We start from the raw sequence: 15,748 nt of genomic DNA on the forward strand, positions 1-15,748 counted from the left end.
AGTTGCAACGACCGATCAATCTCGCACCACAGGTCATGGCCTGCCGTCGGCTAGCCCGATGGCGCTTCGTTGGGCAAGTCGCCAGCCGAGTCCGGCGCGGCGCAAGCGGATGAGTGTCCGACTCGGCCGGTCAGGAGGTTCGCTGCGGGGGGTGGGGTCGAGTGGACGGTGGTCAGGCAGGGCAGTTCGCCGCCTCCAACGCCGTGGGGTTAGCGGGATTGGTCACCATGGCCCTTGATTCTGTGGATCGAACTCGCCCGACGAGGATGCGTGTGACTAGGGAACGAGCGCGCAAGCGACGTTCCCAAGAAGCCCCAACGGTCGGGTCGCTCTGGCCGGTTTGGTCCAAGGGTGGTTCGGGCCAGGGCTGTCCCCTTTCAACACGGCCGGCTGCGGCGATGATGTTCTCATCGGGGCTGGCGGGAATCGGCTGGCAGAGGTAACTGAAGTAGCAAGCGAAATGGGGATGATGATGGGGAAGATCAGCCCGTGGTCCTGCGACGCCTCCGCGGCCGCCAGGCGCTCCTTGGCCTGGCGGGTGCGGTGGTGGTACAGCACGTCGAGCAGTTCCGGCGTCAGGCACATCACGCGGCGCGGCCGGGCCGTCTTGAGCTCGCTGACGACCAGGATGGACCGGCCGGTGCCGTAGTCACGGATCCGCTTGACGCTGTGCGACACCGCCAGCGTTCCGGCGGGGCCGGCGACCAACAAGGGCTTGGGGGACCGGGACAGTTGCACCGCCACGGTCACCTGGGAGGGCGGTGCCGTCGAACGGTCACCGTGGGTGCGGTGTTCACGCCAGACGACATCGGCGACGCTGACGCGAGCCCCCAGCGCCCCGCCCGCCACCACAAAGTTGACCTTGGGTCCTTGACTTTGACGTTGCGTCAAGGCGCACCGTAGTCGCATGGAGTTCGCACACGGCGCCGCCAGCCCAACCGACCCGCTGTTGTCCATCGGCGAGTTCGCGCGGCGCTCTCGGCTGTCACCACGGGCCCTTCGGCTGTACGACAATCAGGGGATCCTGGTTCCGGCCGAGGTGGATGACGACACCGGATACCGACGGTACCGGGAGACCCAGCTCGCAATGGCCCGGTTGGTGCTGCTACTGCGCCGGCTGGACATGCCGCTGGCCCGCGTCGCCGAGGTACTCGCCGCTTCCGGTGACCAGGCGGCGGATCTGGTAGGTAGGTACTGGGACGAGGTCGAACGGCGTGCGGCATCCCAGCGGGAACTGACTCGGTACATCCAGGCCCAGTTGTCCGGCGATCCGAGCGCGTCTGGCTTCGCCGAACCCCATCTGCGCCACGTCGCCGAGCAGACCTTCATCACGGAGAAGCGCCACGCCACCATCGGCGAGTTCGCCGCGGTGGCCGAGGACAGCGCGAACCGGTTGATGACGACCGCGCGCCGCCATGCGGTCCCCGCCGGGAACGTCGTGTTCCTGTACCACGGCGAGGTGAGCGAGGACAGCGACGGTCCGGTGGAGTTCTGCCTCCCGGTGGATCCGTTGGCGGCGCTGCGGGCGGGTCTCACGGCCCGGGTCGAGCCGGCACACGACGAGTGGTATCTCCGGCTGACCAGGGCGCAGGCGGAACACCCCCAGATCCTGACCGCCTACGACGCGGTCTTCCACCGGGCGGCCGAGCGCGGCGATCAATGGGCCGGTCCGCCGCGTGAGGTCTACCTCGGCTTCTTCCCGGACGCGGCACCGGACGAGGAGATCTGCGACGTCGCACTGCCCATCGCCGGACACATCAGCGACGCGTGCCGGCTCGACAACGACTTCAAGGAGAACCCTGTTGCAGGGCAAGCGTGAGTACATCAACAGCGCCGACGGTACCGAGATCGGTCTGCTGACCGACGGCGCCGGTCCGCCGCTGTTGCTCGTGCACGGTGGAATGTGCCGCCTCGAGCGTTGGGCACCGTTGTGGCCGATCCTGACCGACCGATACACGGTGACGGCGATGGATCGGCGTGGCCGCGGCAGCAGCGGTGACGCCGGTTCCTACCGCATCGAGGCCGAGTACGACGACGTCCGCGCCGTCGCCGAGCATCTGCGCCGCCGCGCGGACCGGCCGGTCGACGTGTTCGGCCACAGCTACGGCGCGGTGTGTGCGCTCGGCGCCGCGGCACAGGGCACGCCCGTGCGTCGCATGGCGCTCTACGAGCCTCCCGGCCCGCAGACGGTACCGGCGCAGTGGCTGGAGCGCCTGCATGCCTTCGTCGCGGCGGGCGAGCTCGGCCGGGCGGTGGGTAGCTTTCTCATCGAGATCGTGGGGCTGCCGAGGGATCAGGTGATGGCGATGCGGGACACCCCCATGGCCTACGACCCACTCCCGATCATGGCGAACACGATGCCCCGCGAAGGAGATGCCCTCAGCACCGTCGACCTGGCGACACTCGCCGGTGCGGTAACCCAGCCGGTCCTGCTGCTTCTCGGCGAGACCAGCCCGGCGTGGGCGCTGACGATCACGCGTCTGCTGCACGAGAGGCTGCCGGATTCCAAGATTGCCGCACTCGACGGTCAGGGACACGAGGCCGTCGACCTCGCCCCCGGTGCGGTCGCGGACACGCTCGGCACCTTCTTCGATGAGCCGCGCGTCGGCCAGTGAGGATATCGTTGGCCGGCACGTCGAGGACGAGGACCGCGACCAGGGGAACCGCGCCGAATCCGATGGCACTACCGGCCTCACTTGCCGCGTACGCGGCCCACAGCCGCCGGAAGTCGGGGTCGAGCGCCACCGCGACACGGTACTGGGCGCCCCTCCGGGGCGACGCCGTGGCCTGCGCGCGGGGCTTTGCTACGCGGCCCGGCGCAGGAACTCGGCGTTGCTCCCGGTCGTCTTGAGGTGGTCGAGGAGCCGGCGCATGCTCTGTCTGCGGTCCTCGCCGCTGAGCGCGCGGCGGAGCTGGTACATGAGGGCCAGTTCGGTCGGTGCGACGAGCGTCTCGTCGTGTCTCGTGCCGGAGCCGGAGACGTCGATCGCCGGAAAGATGCGTGCTTCGGCGAGCGAACGGTCGAGCTTCAGCTCGGCGTTCCCGGTGCTCTTGAACTCCTCGAAGATCACCGTGTCCATGGCGGACCCGGTGTCGACCAGAGCCGTCGCGATGATGGTCAGCGAGCCGCCGTTCTCGATGTTGCGCGCGGCGCCGAGGAACCGCTTGGGTGGGTGGAGCGCGGTCGTGTCGATGCCGCCGGACAACGTGCGCCCGCGCGCCGGCGCCGCCAGGTTGTAGGAACGGCCGAGCCGGGTGATCGAGTCGAGCAGCACGACCACGTCGCGGCCGTCCTCGACGAGGCGCTTCGCATGTTCGATGGCGAGCTCGGCCAGTGCGGTGTGGTCGGTCGGTGGACGGTCGAACGTGGCCGCGATGACCTCGCCGCGCACCGAGCGCTGCATGTCGGTCACTTCTTCGGGCCGTTCGTCGACGAGCACCACCATCAGGTGACACTCGGGATTGTTCTGCGTGATCGCGTTGGCGATCGCCTGCAGCACCATCGTCTTTCCGGCTTTGGGCTGCGACACGATGAGCGCGCGCTGGCCCTTACCGATGGGCATGACCAGGTCGATGACCCGGGTGGTGGGCACCTGCGGAGCGGTCTCGAGTCGCAGCCGCTCCTGCGGGTACAGCGCGGTGAGTTTGTAGAAGTCCGGGCGGCTCCCGGCGCGTCGCGGGTCCCGGCCGTTGACGCTCGCGATCTCGAGCGTGGCCGGCTTGCGGCCGTTGGGCAGGTGGGCGATGCCGGTGACGTGGTCACCGCGGCGCAGCCCGTGTACGTGGATCTGGGCGGGCGCCACCGGGATGTCGTCGGCGCCGGGGAGGTAGCCGCCGGCGCGGAGCCAGGCCTTCTCGTCGACGATGTCGAGCAGGCCGTCGACCGCGATCGCGGTGCCCGGCGCCGCGTTGCCGGTGTCCGTGGGACGGTTGCGTGGCCCGGTACCGGCGGGCCGGCGGCGGGCTTGGGTGGTGTGGCGTGGGCCGGAGCGCACGTCGGTTTCGGTCACGGGATACTCCTGATTCGGGAGGTGGGGTACGCGGGAGCGAGGCTGCGAAGGATCGACGGCAGCGCTTGGGCTCGGCGAGAGAAGCAGATTGGCCGGTCCATGTCACTCGGCCTGCGGGGCTCCAGGGGGCGGAATTGCCGCCGACATCCAGGACCCAACTGGGTCAACGGTAGCGTGCCGACGCGCCAGGGACAAGCGGTCGCTCCGCGCGGACGGTGGCGTCGCCTCCTCGGGAAGGCCGTCAGGGTCGCGCGTCCGAGGTGAGAATGACGAGTTGCTGGGTGGCCCGGGTCATCGCCACGTAGCGGTCGACCGCCCCCTCGATGCCCTCTCCGAACGTCCCCGGGTCGACGAGGACGACCAGGTCGAACTCGAGCCCCTTGGCGAGCTCGGGGGTGAGTGACCGGACCCGTGGTGTCGCCACGAAAGCACCGTCGCCGATGACGCATGCGACGCCTTCGGCGTGCGCGGCGAGCCAGCCGTCGACGATCGAATCGAGTTCCTCGGTGGAGCCGTGCCGGACGGGGATGCCGCTGCGGCGGATGGAGGTCGGCACGTTCGCCTGCGGCAGCACGGCCCGGATGACCGGCTCGGCTTCCGTCATGACCTCCTCCGGTGTCCGGTAGTTGATGCTCAGCGAGGCCAGCCTGGCCCGGTCGAGTCCGATCCGCTCCAGCCGTGCCTGCCACGACTCGGTGAACCCGTGCCGGGCCTGCGCCCGGTCCCCGACGATGGTGAAGCTGCGCGACGGGCAACGTTGCCGCAGCATCTGCCACTCGGCGTCGGTCAACTCCTGCGCCTCGTCCACCACGACGTGCGCGAACGGACCGGCCAGCCGGTCGACGGCGACGGCGGGCAGCACGGCCTCGTCGACCAGGGAGTTGCGCATGTCGTCGCCGCGCAGCATCGTCCACACGCCTTCGCCGTCGTCGTACACGGTGGCGTCGAGCAGGTCGTCGACGACGCGGGCCATGCGGGCGCGTTCGGTGGCCAGGGCGGCTTCCTCGCGCTGCCTGCGCCGGGACGCCTCCGGGTCGCCGAGCCGCTGCCGGGCCGCGTCCAGTAGCGGCAGGTCGGCGACGGTCCAGGCTTTCGGGTCGGCGCGCTGCAGGGTGCGTACGTCGTCGGGGTCGAGCCAGGGCGCGCACTTGCGCAGGTAGGCGGGGACCGACCAGAGGTCGGCGACGAGGTCGGCCGCCTCCAGCAGCGGCCATGCCCGGTTGAAGGTCGCGCGCAGCGTACGGTTTCCCAGCAGCGAACGCCGGAGCAGGCCTTCCGGCTCGTCTCCCGCGTACTTTCCGATCAGGATGGTGAGCAGTTCCTCCCAGACCTCGTCGCGGGCATCGTTGTGCGGGGTGCCGGGTCCGGGCGCCTGGAACGCCTCGGCCCAGTCGCCGGCGCTCAGCCAGATGTCGGACTCGCCGGTCGTGACCGTCATCCCCGTGGTGGGTGGCTCCTCGTAGAATCGGACGGCCGTCTCGATCGCCCGCACCAGGTCGGCGGATGCCTTGAGCCGTGCGACCTCCGGGTCGCTTTCGGGCACGGCACCGGCTCCCTCGGCGACCAGGTCCCGCAGCGTGCAGGACTGCACCCCCTCTTCGCCGAGGCTGGGCAGGACGTCCCCGACGTAGGCCAGATAGGGCTCGTGCGGGCCGACGAACAGCACGCCGCCCCGGCGGTGACCGAGCCGCGGATCGGCGTAGAGCAGGTAGGCGCAGCGGTGCAGGGCGACGACGGTCTTCCCGGTCCCGGGGCCGCCGTCGACCACCAGGGCACCGCCCGACCCCGCACGGATGATGGCGTCCTGATCGGCCTGGATGGTGCCGAGGACGTCGCGCATCCGGGCCGACCGGTTCGTGGCCAGACTGGCGATGAACGCGGACTGGTCGTCGAGCGCCGCGGCATGCCCCGCGAAGCCGTCCGGGGTGAACACCTCGTCCCAGTAGTCGCTGACCCGGCCGCCGGTCCAGCGGTACCGGCGGCGGCTGGCCAGGCCCATCGGGTTGGCGTGGGTGGCTCCGAAGAACGGCTCCGCCGCGGGGGAACGCCAGTCGAGCAGCAGGCGGCGGCCCTGGCCGTCGGTGAGGCCGAGCCGGCCGACGTACACCGGGTCGCCGCCGTCCGCGGTGTCCATGCGTCCGAGGCACAGGTCCAGGCCGAAGCGGCGCAGGGCGCGCAGGCGGGCGGTCAACCGGCGGATCTCCTCGTCGCGGTCCATCGCCCGGCGGCCGATACCGCCCGGCGCCTTCCGCTCGGCTTCGAGGCGGTCGGTCAGGTCGGCGATCGACCGGTCGAGGCTCTGCGCGATGGCCGAGAAGTGCCTTTCGTCGTCGGCGATCAGGTACGGGTCGGCCTTGGCGGCGAGCCGGTCGGGAAGGTCGAACGCGCTGGCGGTCAGCGGACTCACGGCATCAGCTCCGATCTGGGCGCCGACGACCGGTGTGCGCCGGGCCGTCGGTGGATCGAGGCCACCAGTGCATGTCCGGGTAAAGCACCCATTTCTGCTGGTTGTGGGCCTCGGCCGTAGATTCTGCGCCAGAACCGGGGCCTTGCCACAAGCCCCTATGTCCGATATAAGTTGATAGTGGCGGGGGAGCGGTGAGCTCCCCTTCGTCGTCTGTCAGCGCGGCGCGATGCGGAAGACCGGGAAGTCAGGGGCCGCAGCGGCGACGTCCGCGTCCGGCGAGTCCGCCGTGAGGCCGTCGAAGAATTCGCCCACCTCCCAGGCCCACTTGCGCAGGTAGATCCGGATCAGCGGTGGCTTGTCCGCGTCGGCGATCTCCACGGGCGCGAACCGCTGGACGCGGCGGCCGAGGCGCAGCTCGCCCTCGCCGGCCGCGCGCAGGTTGCGTACCCATTGGGTGTGGCCGCGCGGCGCGAGCAGGTATTGCTCGCCCTCGTGGGTGAAGATATTGACCACCGTGGTGCGGATCTCGCCGCTCTTGCGGCCGCGCACCGCGAGGACCCGGCTGCCCAGCAGGCTGATCCCGCGAGCGGTGAGCCACTTGGCGACCTTGTTGAAGGCGTGGGCCGAGCGTTTCGGGGCCAGGTAGCGCATGTCTCCTCCTCCATTTGGAGAGCAGTGCTCTCTGTTGAGATCAGTGAACCGCAGAACGTCGTTCTGAGTCAAGAGCAGTGCTCTCAGAATCTCTGCGGAGATGTCGTGGAGGTGCCGTGAATCCGGTTCCGGGGTCCACGGTCACCGGGCAGGCTGGCTGCCGACGCTGGGAGGCTGACCATGGATTTCGCGTACTGGCTACATGAGTTCGAGGACGCGGTGGTCGACCGCGGCCGTACCCCTGAACCGGCCTGGGGTACGGGTGGGCCGCTACCGGCGGCCCTGATCGCAAGCCTGCAACGGTTCCAGGCCGGCGAGGACGGGGACGGTGCCAGCCTCATCGCCAAGAGCGCCCGGGCCGGCGACGCGGACTACCTGGCCGCGATCCGGATGTTCGTGGCCGAGGAGCAGCGCCACGCCAGGCTGCTGGAACGGGTGCTGGGCGAGGCGGGAGCGGCGACGCTCGCGGGGCATTGGACCGACACGGTGTTCGTGGTGGTGCGTCGGGCGTTCGGTCTGCGGCTGGAGCTGATGACGCTGATGGTGGCGGAGGTCGTCGCGCTGCGGTACTACCGCGCCCTGCGCGACGGCGCGCCGGACCCACTGCTCAGTGAGGTGGCCGGACGGATCCTCGCCGATGAACAGCGACATGTGCCGTTCCACGTCGCGCGCCTGCGACACGGTTTCGTCCGGCTGCCGCGGGGGGTCCGCGCCATGGTGGCGGGCGGATGGTGGCTGCTCATGCTCGGCGCCACACTGGTGGTCGCGGTGGATCACGCCGGTGCGTTGCGTCGGCTTCACCTGTCGCCCAGGAGATTCGTGGCCGATGTGCTCGGCTTGTTCCGGCCGGTGGTGGCGGCGGTGTTGGGCGACCGGCCGGCACCGGTCCGGGATGCCGTGCGGCAAGCGGGTTGACGTGGTCGCCGCGCGACGCCGGACGTCGTCGCAGACCCCGGACTTGAACCGGACACCCGTCCTTATGAGAGACGGCAGGCTCCCACGCCTGTCTGCGGAGTTCCACAGCGGATGGCATCGCGGCGCCTGAACGGACCAGGGCAGGCCGATTTCGAGTACCCCCGGCTGGAATCGAACCAGCGGCCCCCGGGTTCGGAACCCGGTGCTCTGTCCGCTGAGCTACGAGGGCGGGGCCGCCGCACCCGACATTCGCGGGTGCGGCGGCGGGGTGATGGTGGTGCGGGCGGAGGGATTCGAACCCCCTCAGCACATGCGACCGGGTTACAGCCGGCCCCGACTCTCCCACGTCGGCGCGCCCGCCTGGGGTGACTGGCCGGAGTTGAACCGGCGCCTCCAGGGTCACATCCTGGCGCTCTGCCACTGAGCTACAGCCACACTTCGGGCCCGAAGGCCAGTACCCGTACCAGGATTCGAACCTGGGACATCCGCCTTGTAAGGGCGGCGCTCTCCCGCTGAGCTATACGGGCGGGACAGGCTGAGCCGAACTCCTCCACCCCGCAGTGCCCTGGGCAGGATTCGAACCTGCGCCCCCCTGATTCGTAGTCAGGTGCGCTGTCCACTGCGCCACCAGGGCTTGAGTCCCGCCGGCAGGAGTCGAACCTGCTGTCTCCTCGATATCAGCGAGGCGCCTCTACCACGCAGGCCGCGGCGGGAAGTACGAAGAAGCAGAACTCGACGGAGTGGACCCGGCCGGAGTCGAACCGGCCACCTCCGCTGTGCGAGAGCGGCGCTCTACCAGATGAGCTACGAGCCCTTGAGTACCCGGCCGGGGAGTCGAACCCCGAGAATCTCCGCATTCTGAGTGCGGCGGCTTTGCCAGTTTGCCCAGCCGGGCGGGGAAGTTCGGCGGATCCGGGATCCGCAGCGGCGACGTGCCGCTCCCGCGTGGTGTGCGGGCGAAGCTGGGAGCCCAGGATTCGAACCTGGTCGAGCTGCTTCAGAGGCAACCATGCTGCCGGTTACATCAACTCCCATCGTGCGGGCCCGCGACAGGGCCGCACGCAACGAGCGGTACCGGGGACTCGAACCCCGTCTACGCCTGCTTGGAAGGCAGGTGCCCTACCGGTTGGGCGAGTACCGCGAGCGCGCCCGGGGGCGCGAGTAGGCCGTACGGGATTCGAACCCGTGATCTCCTGATCGAGAGTCAGGCGAGATGACCGCTACTCCAACGGCCCAGGAACGCGTAATGCCATCCACTGTGGAATTCTCAAGAATCGTTACCACCGGCGAGCCGGGGTGACACTTGGGCCGCCAGAATCGAATTGGAGACCGAATTGAGCTGCGCCCGTACGAAGAATGGGAAAAGAAAAGCCGCCCGGTCCCGGCTGGGAGGGCGGCGGCTGAACGCTGTGGCTCAGCGTCGATAGCGCCCTGATCCCAGGTCGGACCGCTGGTTCTCATGCTGGATGGCAGGTCGCCCGCCCAACGGCATGGCGACCTCGTCCCGCAGCGCCGCGCGCTGCAGATCAATCGAGGGATACCACGACATCGAAGGCTCCTTGCCGTTCCGGAAGTTGGTCTTGCTGGTGAAAAAGAGAGTAGGCAATATGCGCGCCTGAGGCAACGGAATTTTCGAAGTACCTCTCCGGATGTGGTCACGGACACCCCGTTGCCGGCCGCCGATCCGAATCATTCCGTCGGTCCACTCAGGCCACTGGCCGAGCGTCAGAAGCGCGGCGCCGAGTACCGCGGCGGCGATCAGATAGCCGACGACGAGCGCGGCCACCCCGCTGGCGAACGGCGGCACGAGCATCGCCACCACGGCGCTGACCGCCGCCACCGCTGAGCGTTCCCGGCGACCCCGCGCGGACGCGGCCAGCGGGAGTACCGCCCACAGCAGGTACCACGGCTGCACGACCGGGCCGCACAGCACCGCGGCCACGAAGATCAGGCCCAGACCCCGCAGCGGGTCGATCCGCCCGCGATACACGGCCGCCAGCAGTCGCACCACGACCGGGGCGCAGATCACGGCGCCGACGACGTTCGCGATGGCGACGGCGGTGGCCGTGACGTGCGTTCCCACGACCACTCCGATCAGCAGCCCGATCGCCGTAGTGGGGGCCATCCAGCTGTAGACCGTCGTGCTGCCGCGCAGTGCGGGCAGCCAGCCGAACCCGGCGACGGTCGACAGGAGCACGGTGCCGGCGGCGGCGCCCGCCAGCAGCGCGACGGCCGCTCGGGGATGCCGGCGGGCGATGGCGGCGGCCAGGCAGCACACGGCGGCGGCCGCCACCACCTTGATGTTGGCGGCGACCGTCAGCAGCGCCGCCCCGGCTGCGAACCGCAGCCAGCCCGCCGCCCCGCCCGCGAACCGCAGCCAGCCCGCCGCCCCGGCCGCGAACCGCAGCCAGCCGGGCATCGCGGCGCCCGACAGGCCCGCGAGGGCGAGTTCCATGCCGGCGAGCATCAGGCCCAGCATGATCGCGTCGTTGTGCGCCCCGGCCACCAGATGCCAGAGCACCAACGGGTTGAGCAGGCCCAACCACAGCGCGCCCGTCGGCGACGCGCCGACCCGGCGGGCGAGTCGCGGCAGCGCCCAGGCGATCAGCACCACCCCGGCGAGGGCGAGCAGCCGGTAGAGCAACACGCTCGCGGTCAGCCGGTCACCGGCGACCAGTGCCACCGCCCGGGACATCGTCAGCCAGGCCGGACCGTACGGTGCCGGGGTGCCGACCCAGTAGTGGCTGACGTGTTGGGTGACCACTGAGGCCGATCCGAGCGCCTGCGCCGGTCCGAGCCGGTACGGGTCCAGTCCGCCGGCCGCCGTCAGCCCCTGGGCCAGGTAGCTCCACACGTCGCCGCTGAACAACGGTCGTGCCACCACCAGCGGCAGGGCCCAGGCCGCGGCGATGCCGTACGTTCGGGCATTCGTCAGGGCGGCGACGTGGGGGCGAAGGGTGAGCCAGGTGAGCACCAGAACGCCCATGGCGACGAGGGTCGTCGCGACCACGATGGCCGACGGGACGAACAGGCCGGAGGTGGCCACGGTGACCGTAACGGCGGCAGTTGCGCCCGCGACACCGTGAAGTCGGCCGACGGCGGACCCGGTGCGGGTTACCGGTGGCGCGGGGCGGTGCAGGACCGCGGTCCCCATGACAGCCACATGTCCCCCTCATGTACACACACGCCGCTCATCGGCCCACTGATCATGTCGGCCGGACGCAACGCGCGCCTCCTTCCCCGGGCGGGCGCCGGATGGTCCGGCAGACGGACATCGCCGGGCTCCGGCATCTGCCTTTCGGCCGACGGCGCACCCGGCTCACCTGCTCCCTTGTCGCCGGATGCGCGTCTGCGCGGCGGGTCCGCCGCCGTCACGCCTCGTGATCAACTGTCACGTACGGTGATGCGAGCTCCGGCGGACCCGAGCGCGACGGCGGAGGCGGGGCCGCTGAGCCAGCTACGAAGAGTGACTGTCGCGCGCAGCCGCAAGTTGCCCTGATCTATGTATTCGCAGGTAGATGGCGTGAGTCGGTGATGGTTACTGTCGGCTCTCTTACAGCGGGTTATCAAAACTTCCGCCCTCCACCGGTACGTATCCCGGGCCCGCCGTCTCTTCAGAGGGGTGCCACGGCAACGGGCCGTGGGTGTGCGTGGGGAAGGGATCCAGATGCCTAGTACGAAGAGGGCACTCGTCGGAGCGGTCGTTGCCGCGACCGCAGCCCTGATGACGTTGAGCGCGGTACCGGCGCAGGCGAGCGATGGCAAGGTTCCGGTCAAGCCCGGGGCGCGGGTGGACGCGTCGTTGTCGCCGGACCGCGCGGCGAAGGCGAAGGTGGCCGCGTCGGCCGCCACCACGGCGGAACTGGCCGCACTCCAGGGCCGGATCGCCCGCTACGCCGCCGCCAACAAGGGCAAGTACACGTTCGGCAGCTACATCGACGCCAACACCGGCCGGATCGTGGTGGATACCAACGCCCCGGACACGGTGTTGGCCTCGCTGACCAACCTGTCGGGGGCGACGCTCGCCGCGCGGGAGGCCGCCGGCACGCTCAAGGTCAACCGCTCGGCGGTCCGGGACTCCTTCAGCCGGCGTGACGACGTTCCGGCGTACTACGGCGGCGGCGGCATCACCAGCGGCGGCGGCATCTGTTCTTCCGGCTACGCGGTGCGCAACGGCGCCGGCACGGTGTTCATGATGACCGCCGGGCACTGTTTCGCCACCGGCGCCACCGTGCTGACCGAGTCGCGCGCCCGGGTGTACGGCACGGTCTCGAACCGTCACCTGCCCACCGTCACCGGTGAGGCGTACGACGCCGAGCTGATCGGTGGCTCGTCGTACGCGGGCCGGATCTTCACGGGCGGCGTCAACAGCTCCACCAGCACCCGCGTCGTGGCGGCCGGTCCGGCCTACGTCGGATACAACGCCTACTGCCAGAGTGGCCGGACCACCGGTGAGACCTGCGGTCACACGGCCACCAGCGTCAACGGTCAGGTCTGCACCCAGACCGGCTGCAAGTCGCCCGTCATCGTCTACACCGGTGGCGTCATCGGCCAGCCCGGCGACTCGGGTAGCCCGTTCTACGCGAAGGACACCTCGGGCAACGCCTGGATCCGCGGCCACTTCATCGCGGCCAGCAGCACCACCGGGTACGTGGAGCCGTACACCGTGGTCTCGTCCCGCATGGGCGTGAGCGTTGTGACCAGCTGATCTGAACCGCACGCACGGACGGGCCGGGAACCGCGTGGTTCCCGGCCCGTTCGCGTCAGCCCAGTTCCAGTGGCCAGGGGCCGCCCTGCGCGGTGACCGGGGCTCCGTCGTCCGGTGTGACCGCCACCCGGGCGTACAGCTCGTAGGTGCCGGGGGTCAGCCGGTCGCCGCCCGGTTCGCAGGAGGTCAGCATCCCTTCGGCGGGCACCTTCTTGCTCTGGCCCGCGGCGAGGTCCCAGCGGACACCGACGGCGTCCTGCGGCATCGGCTCGGTGGCGACGCGACCGTTCACCACCAGAAACACCTCGGCGCGGGGAGCGCCGACACCGTGGACGGCCGCGTGGCTGGTGACTTCGACGGTGCCCGCCACGGTCGGTGCGCCGGGCGCGACGGTGGCGGGGAACCGGCCGGTCAGCGTCAGCGGTCCGGCCGCCGGTGCCCGCACCGGCTGTCCGCAGCGCGGTGCGGTGTTGTTCGGTTCGGGTACGGGGTCCACGGCTGTCTGTTCCTTCCGGGCGGCCTCCGGTGGTGCGGCACCGGGCGGGGAGACTCCGGGCACGGGCGCCGCGGGCTGTGCCGTGCTGGCGGGTGTGCCGCCGCAGCCACCGATGGTGGCGACGACGAGTGCGCACAACGGCACCACACAGACAAGGTTTGACCGGTAACGCCCCATGACGATCCCCCTCCGTAGTGTCACGTACGCAGGGTTCGACGCACCCGGAACCGTGGTGGTTCCGCCGGTTTTGTCGGGTCGCCCGTTGGGAGCAGGAGCCTTCAGAGAGGCACAAACCACCAGGTCGGCCCACGAGGGCGCGATCCGATTCCGGTCAGAGGTCCATCGACCGGCTGATGATCTCCTTCATGATCTCGGAGGTGCCGCCGTAGATCCGCTGGATGCGGGCGTCGGCGTACATGCGGCAGATCGGGTACTCCCACATGTAGCCGTAGCCGCCGAACATCTGCAGGCAGTCGTCCACCACCCGGCCCTGCGTCTCGGTGGCCACGAGCTTGGCCTGGGCCGCCTCGTCCGCCGTGAGCCGGTCGTCGTTGTACGCCAGCACGCAGCGGTCCACGAACGCCTGCGCCGACGAGATCTCGGCGCGCATCGCGGCCAGCCGGAACCGGGTGTCCTGGAACTGGGTGAGCGTGCGGCCGAACGCCGTCCGCTCCCGGGCGTAGCGCACCGTCTCGGCCAGCGCGGCCTCGGCCGCCGCGACCCCGCCGATGGCGACGATCAGCCGTTCCAGCGCGAACTGGTTCATCAGCATCGAGAAGCCCTGGGCCGGATCGCCCAGCACGTCCGCGCCCGTCAGCCGGACGTCGTCGAAGAACAGCTCGGCGGTGTCCTGCGTACGCAGCCCCAGCTTGTCGAGCTTGCGGCCCCGGCTGAACCCGGGCATGCCGGTGTGCACGAGGAACAGTCCGAGCTGGTGGCCCTCACCGGTACGCGCCGCCACCACCACCGTGTCCGCGTTGACCCCGCTCGAGATGAACGTCTTCGCGCCGTTGAGCACCCACTCGTCGCCGTCGGCCACCGCCCGGGTACGCACACCGGCCACATCGGAGCCCGCGCCGGGCTCGGTGATCGCCAGCGCCAGCACCCGCTCGCCGGAGACCGCCCCGGTGAGCAGGCGCTGCTTCTGCTCCACCGACCCGAACTCCGCCAGGTACGGCGCGACCACGCCGGAGTGCAGCGGCACCGCGAAACCGGATTCGCCGACCCGGGCCAGTTCCTCGATCGCGATCTGCTCGTAACGCAGGTCGGTGAGGCCCAGCCCGCCGAACTCCGGATCGGCCCACGGGCACAGCAGATTCTGCTTGCCCGCCAGCCGCCAGGTCTCCTTGTCGACGATCCCCGCCTGCTCCCAGTCCGGTTGCCGGGGCCGCACCTCGCGTTCGACGAAGCTTTGCCACGCCGCCCGGTACGCCTCATGTTCGGTGTCGTAGAAGTCACCGCGAATCATGAGGCCGACCGTAGGGCCGCCGTACGATCCGAAGTCATGACCCCACCGCTCACAGATCCTGACCGGACCGGGCCGGCGCGGGCATGCTGACCCGTTCGGTGGCCATCCACTACGTGCGCGTGGCGCTGCTCGGCGCCGGGCGCCGTGGCCTGGACACCACCGCGCTGCTGGAGCAGGCCGGGATACCGCCCGAGCTGCTGGACCTGGAGCGCGCCCGGGTCTCGACCGACCAGTTCGCCCGGCTCACGAAGCTGCTCTGGGACCGCCTCGACGACGAGCTGCTGGGCCTGGCGCCCGCGCCCAGCAAGGTCGGCACGTTCGCGATGATGTGCCACGCGGTGGTGCACTGCCCCGACCTGCGGTCCGCGCTGCGCCGCAGCGCGGACTTCTACCGGCTGTTCCCGCACGGCCCCCGGATGCACCTCGCCGAATCGGGCGACGACGCGTCGATGAGCCTCGAGGCCGGATTCGACGATCCGGACCACTTCCTGACCGAGGCTCCCCTCGTGGTGTGGCACCGCTTCGCCGGGTGGCTGATCCGGCGCCGGATCAAGCTGCGCCGCGTCGAGTTCGCGTACCCGACCCCGCCGCACGTAATGGAGTACGACCTGCTGTTCGGCGCCCCGGCCGTCTTCGGGGCCGAACGTACCGCCGCGGTCTTCGACGCCGCCCTGCTGGATCAGCCGGTGCTGCAGGACGAGGCCGGGCTGCGGAACTTCCTGCGCCGCGCCCCGGCCGACGTACTGGCCCGCATCGACTACGGCAGCACGGCCGCCGCCCGGGTACGCCGCCTGCTGAGCCGGGGACTGCCCGACCGGCTGCCCAGCCTGGACGAGGTGGCCGCCCGGCTCTCGGTCAGCCCGCAGACGCTGCGCCGCCAGCTCGCCGCCGAGGGCACCTCCTTCCAGCAGGTACGCGACCAGCTGCGCCGGGACGTGGCGGTGGCCGCGCTGGCGGGCGGGCAGATCTCCATCGAGCAGCTCTCGGCGCGCCTCGGCTTCTCCGAGCCGAGCGCCTTCCACCGGGCGTTCAAACGCTGGACGGGGTCGACGCCGCGCGCCTACCAACCGGGTCAACCAGTCTGAGCATCCCG

12 protein-coding genes and 11 tRNA genes are annotated in these 15,748 nt (G+C 70.4%); 5 read left to right on the forward strand and 18 right to left on the reverse strand.

Features of this window, described 5'->3' with window-relative positions:
- Positions 1-276: 276 nt before the first annotated feature.
- Positions 277-891, reverse strand: coding sequence for a hypothetical protein (locus EV385_RS15710; RefSeq protein ID WP_130510130.1), 615 nt, complete (start codon positions 889-891; stop codon positions 277-279).
- A gap of 16 nt (positions 892-907) precedes the next feature.
- Here EV385_RS15710 and EV385_RS15715 point away from each other — a divergent pair, with 16 nt between their 5' ends.
- The gene (locus EV385_RS15715; RefSeq protein WP_130510131.1) at positions 908-1,819 is read left to right on the forward strand and encodes a MerR family transcriptional regulator; all 912 of its coding nucleotides are present in this window, start codon (positions 908-910) and stop codon (positions 1,817-1,819) included.
- On the forward strand, positions 1,803-2,615 hold the full coding sequence (locus tag EV385_RS15720) for an alpha/beta fold hydrolase (RefSeq protein WP_130510132.1): 813 nt from the start codon (positions 1,803-1,805) through the stop codon (positions 2,613-2,615). Before EV385_RS15715 ends, EV385_RS15720 begins: the two co-directional genes overlap by 17 nt.
- Positions 2,616-2,804: 189 nt before the next feature.
- Here EV385_RS15720 and rho read toward each other — a convergent pair whose 3' ends face one another.
- The 3 genes from rho to EV385_RS15735 all read right to left on the reverse strand — a co-directional run bounded on the left by rho (position 2,805) and on the right by EV385_RS15735 (position 7,068).
- On the reverse strand, positions 2,805-4,010 hold the full coding sequence (gene rho, locus EV385_RS15725) for a transcription termination factor Rho (protein ID WP_341273941.1): 1,206 nt from the start codon (positions 4,008-4,010) through the stop codon (positions 2,805-2,807).
- Between the two features lie 241 nt (positions 4,011-4,251).
- Complete coding sequence (gene helR / locus EV385_RS15730; RefSeq protein ID WP_207230103.1) at positions 4,252-6,408, reverse strand: RNA polymerase recycling motor ATPase HelR; 2,157 nt, start codon at positions 6,406-6,408, stop codon at positions 4,252-4,254.
- Between the two features lie 222 nt (positions 6,409-6,630).
- Positions 6,631-7,068 carry a nitroreductase family deazaflavin-dependent oxidoreductase gene (locus EV385_RS15735; RefSeq protein WP_130510135.1) on the reverse strand — a complete coding sequence of 146 codons (438 nt, stop codon included), beginning with the start codon at positions 7,066-7,068 and terminating at the stop codon, positions 6,631-6,633.
- 180 nt (positions 7,069-7,248) lie between these two features.
- On the opposite strand from EV385_RS15735, the gene EV385_RS15740 reads away from it, so the two are divergent.
- Complete coding sequence (locus EV385_RS15740; protein ID WP_130510136.1) at positions 7,249-7,983, forward strand: ferritin-like domain-containing protein; 735 nt, start codon at positions 7,249-7,251, stop codon at positions 7,981-7,983.
- 156 nt (positions 7,984-8,139) lie between these two features.
- Here the strand turns inward: EV385_RS15740 and EV385_RS15745 are convergent.
- The 12 genes from EV385_RS15745 to mptB all read right to left on the reverse strand — a co-directional run bounded on the left by EV385_RS15745 (position 8,140) and on the right by mptB (position 11,029).
- Positions 8,140-8,212 (reverse strand) — tRNA-Arg (locus EV385_RS15745).
- Between the two features lie 46 nt (positions 8,213-8,258).
- A tRNA-Tyr gene (locus tag EV385_RS15750) sits at positions 8,259-8,343 on the reverse strand.
- Position 8,344: 1 nt separating this feature from the next.
- Positions 8,345-8,418, reverse strand: a tRNA-His gene (locus EV385_RS15755).
- Between the two features lie 20 nt (positions 8,419-8,438).
- Positions 8,439-8,510 (reverse strand) — tRNA-Val (locus EV385_RS15760).
- Between the two features lie 34 nt (positions 8,511-8,544).
- Positions 8,545-8,617, reverse strand: a tRNA-Arg gene (locus EV385_RS15765).
- Between the two features lie 5 nt (positions 8,618-8,622).
- Positions 8,623-8,696 (reverse strand) — tRNA-Ile (locus EV385_RS15770).
- A 28-nt stretch (positions 8,697-8,724) separates the two neighbouring features.
- Positions 8,725-8,797 (reverse strand) — tRNA-Ala (locus tag EV385_RS15775).
- Between the two features lie 5 nt (positions 8,798-8,802).
- Positions 8,803-8,878, reverse strand: a tRNA-Leu gene (locus EV385_RS15780).
- A 67-nt stretch (positions 8,879-8,945) separates the two neighbouring features.
- Positions 8,946-9,017, reverse strand: a tRNA-Gln gene (locus EV385_RS15785).
- A 33-nt stretch (positions 9,018-9,050) separates the two neighbouring features.
- Positions 9,051-9,124 (reverse strand) — tRNA-Gly (locus tag EV385_RS15790).
- 21 nt (positions 9,125-9,145) lie between these two features.
- Positions 9,146-9,218 (reverse strand) — tRNA-Glu (locus tag EV385_RS15795).
- 179 nt (positions 9,219-9,397) lie between these two features.
- Positions 9,398-11,029, reverse strand: a complete 1,632-nt coding sequence (mptB, locus tag EV385_RS15800; RefSeq protein WP_130510137.1) for a polyprenol phosphomannose-dependent alpha 1,6 mannosyltransferase MptB — start codon at positions 11,027-11,029, stop codon at positions 9,398-9,400.
- Positions 11,030-11,650: 621 nt separating this feature from the next.
- Between mptB and EV385_RS15805 the strand changes: the two genes are divergently transcribed.
- Complete coding sequence (locus EV385_RS15805; protein ID WP_130510138.1) at positions 11,651-12,691, forward strand: chymotrypsin family serine protease; 1,041 nt, start codon at positions 11,651-11,653, stop codon at positions 12,689-12,691.
- Positions 12,692-12,746: 55 nt separating this feature from the next.
- On the opposite strand, the gene EV385_RS15810 is transcribed toward EV385_RS15805, so the two are convergent.
- Together EV385_RS15810 and EV385_RS15815 are read right to left on the reverse strand one after the other, a co-directional pair.
- Entirely contained in the window at positions 12,747-13,334 is a 588-nt protein-coding gene (locus EV385_RS15810; protein ID WP_130510139.1) for a hypothetical protein, read from the reverse strand.
- 184 nt (positions 13,335-13,518) lie between these two features.
- On the reverse strand, positions 13,519-14,655 hold the full coding sequence (locus tag EV385_RS15815) for an acyl-CoA dehydrogenase family protein (RefSeq protein WP_130510140.1): 1,137 nt from the start codon (positions 14,653-14,655) through the stop codon (positions 13,519-13,521).
- An 83-nt stretch (positions 14,656-14,738) separates the two neighbouring features.
- On the opposite strand from EV385_RS15815, the gene EV385_RS15820 reads away from it, so the two are divergent.
- Positions 14,739-15,740, forward strand: coding sequence for an AraC family transcriptional regulator (locus tag EV385_RS15820; protein WP_130510141.1), 1,002 nt, complete (start codon positions 14,739-14,741; stop codon positions 15,738-15,740).
- Positions 15,741-15,748 lie beyond the last annotated feature (8 nt).

It is taken from the genome of Krasilnikovia cinnamomea (assembly GCF_004217545.1).
GTDB lineage: Bacteria > Actinomycetota > Actinomycetes > Mycobacteriales > Micromonosporaceae > Actinoplanes > Actinoplanes cinnamomeus.

Excerpts from the sequence above, each read along its gene's own strand:
- EV385_RS15715 (WP_130510131.1), top strand. The coding sequence starts at position 908 with ATGGAGTTCGCACACGGCGCCGCCAGCCCAACCGACCCGCTGTTGTCC.
- EV385_RS15735 (WP_130510135.1), bottom strand. The coding sequence starts at position 7,068 with ATGCGCTACCTGGCCCCGAAACGCTCGGCCCACGCCTTCAACAAGGTC.
- EV385_RS15740 (WP_130510136.1), top strand. The coding sequence starts at position 7,249 with ATGGATTTCGCGTACTGGCTACATGAGTTCGAGGACGCGGTGGTCGAC.
- EV385_RS15805 (WP_130510138.1), top strand. The coding sequence starts at position 11,651 with ATGCCTAGTACGAAGAGGGCACTCGTCGGAGCGGTCGTTGCCGCGACC.
- EV385_RS15815 (WP_130510140.1), bottom strand. The coding sequence starts at position 14,655 with ATGATTCGCGGTGACTTCTACGACACCGAACATGAGGCGTACCGGGCG.
- EV385_RS15820 (WP_130510141.1), top strand. The coding sequence starts at position 14,739 with ATGCTGACCCGTTCGGTGGCCATCCACTACGTGCGCGTGGCGCTGCTC.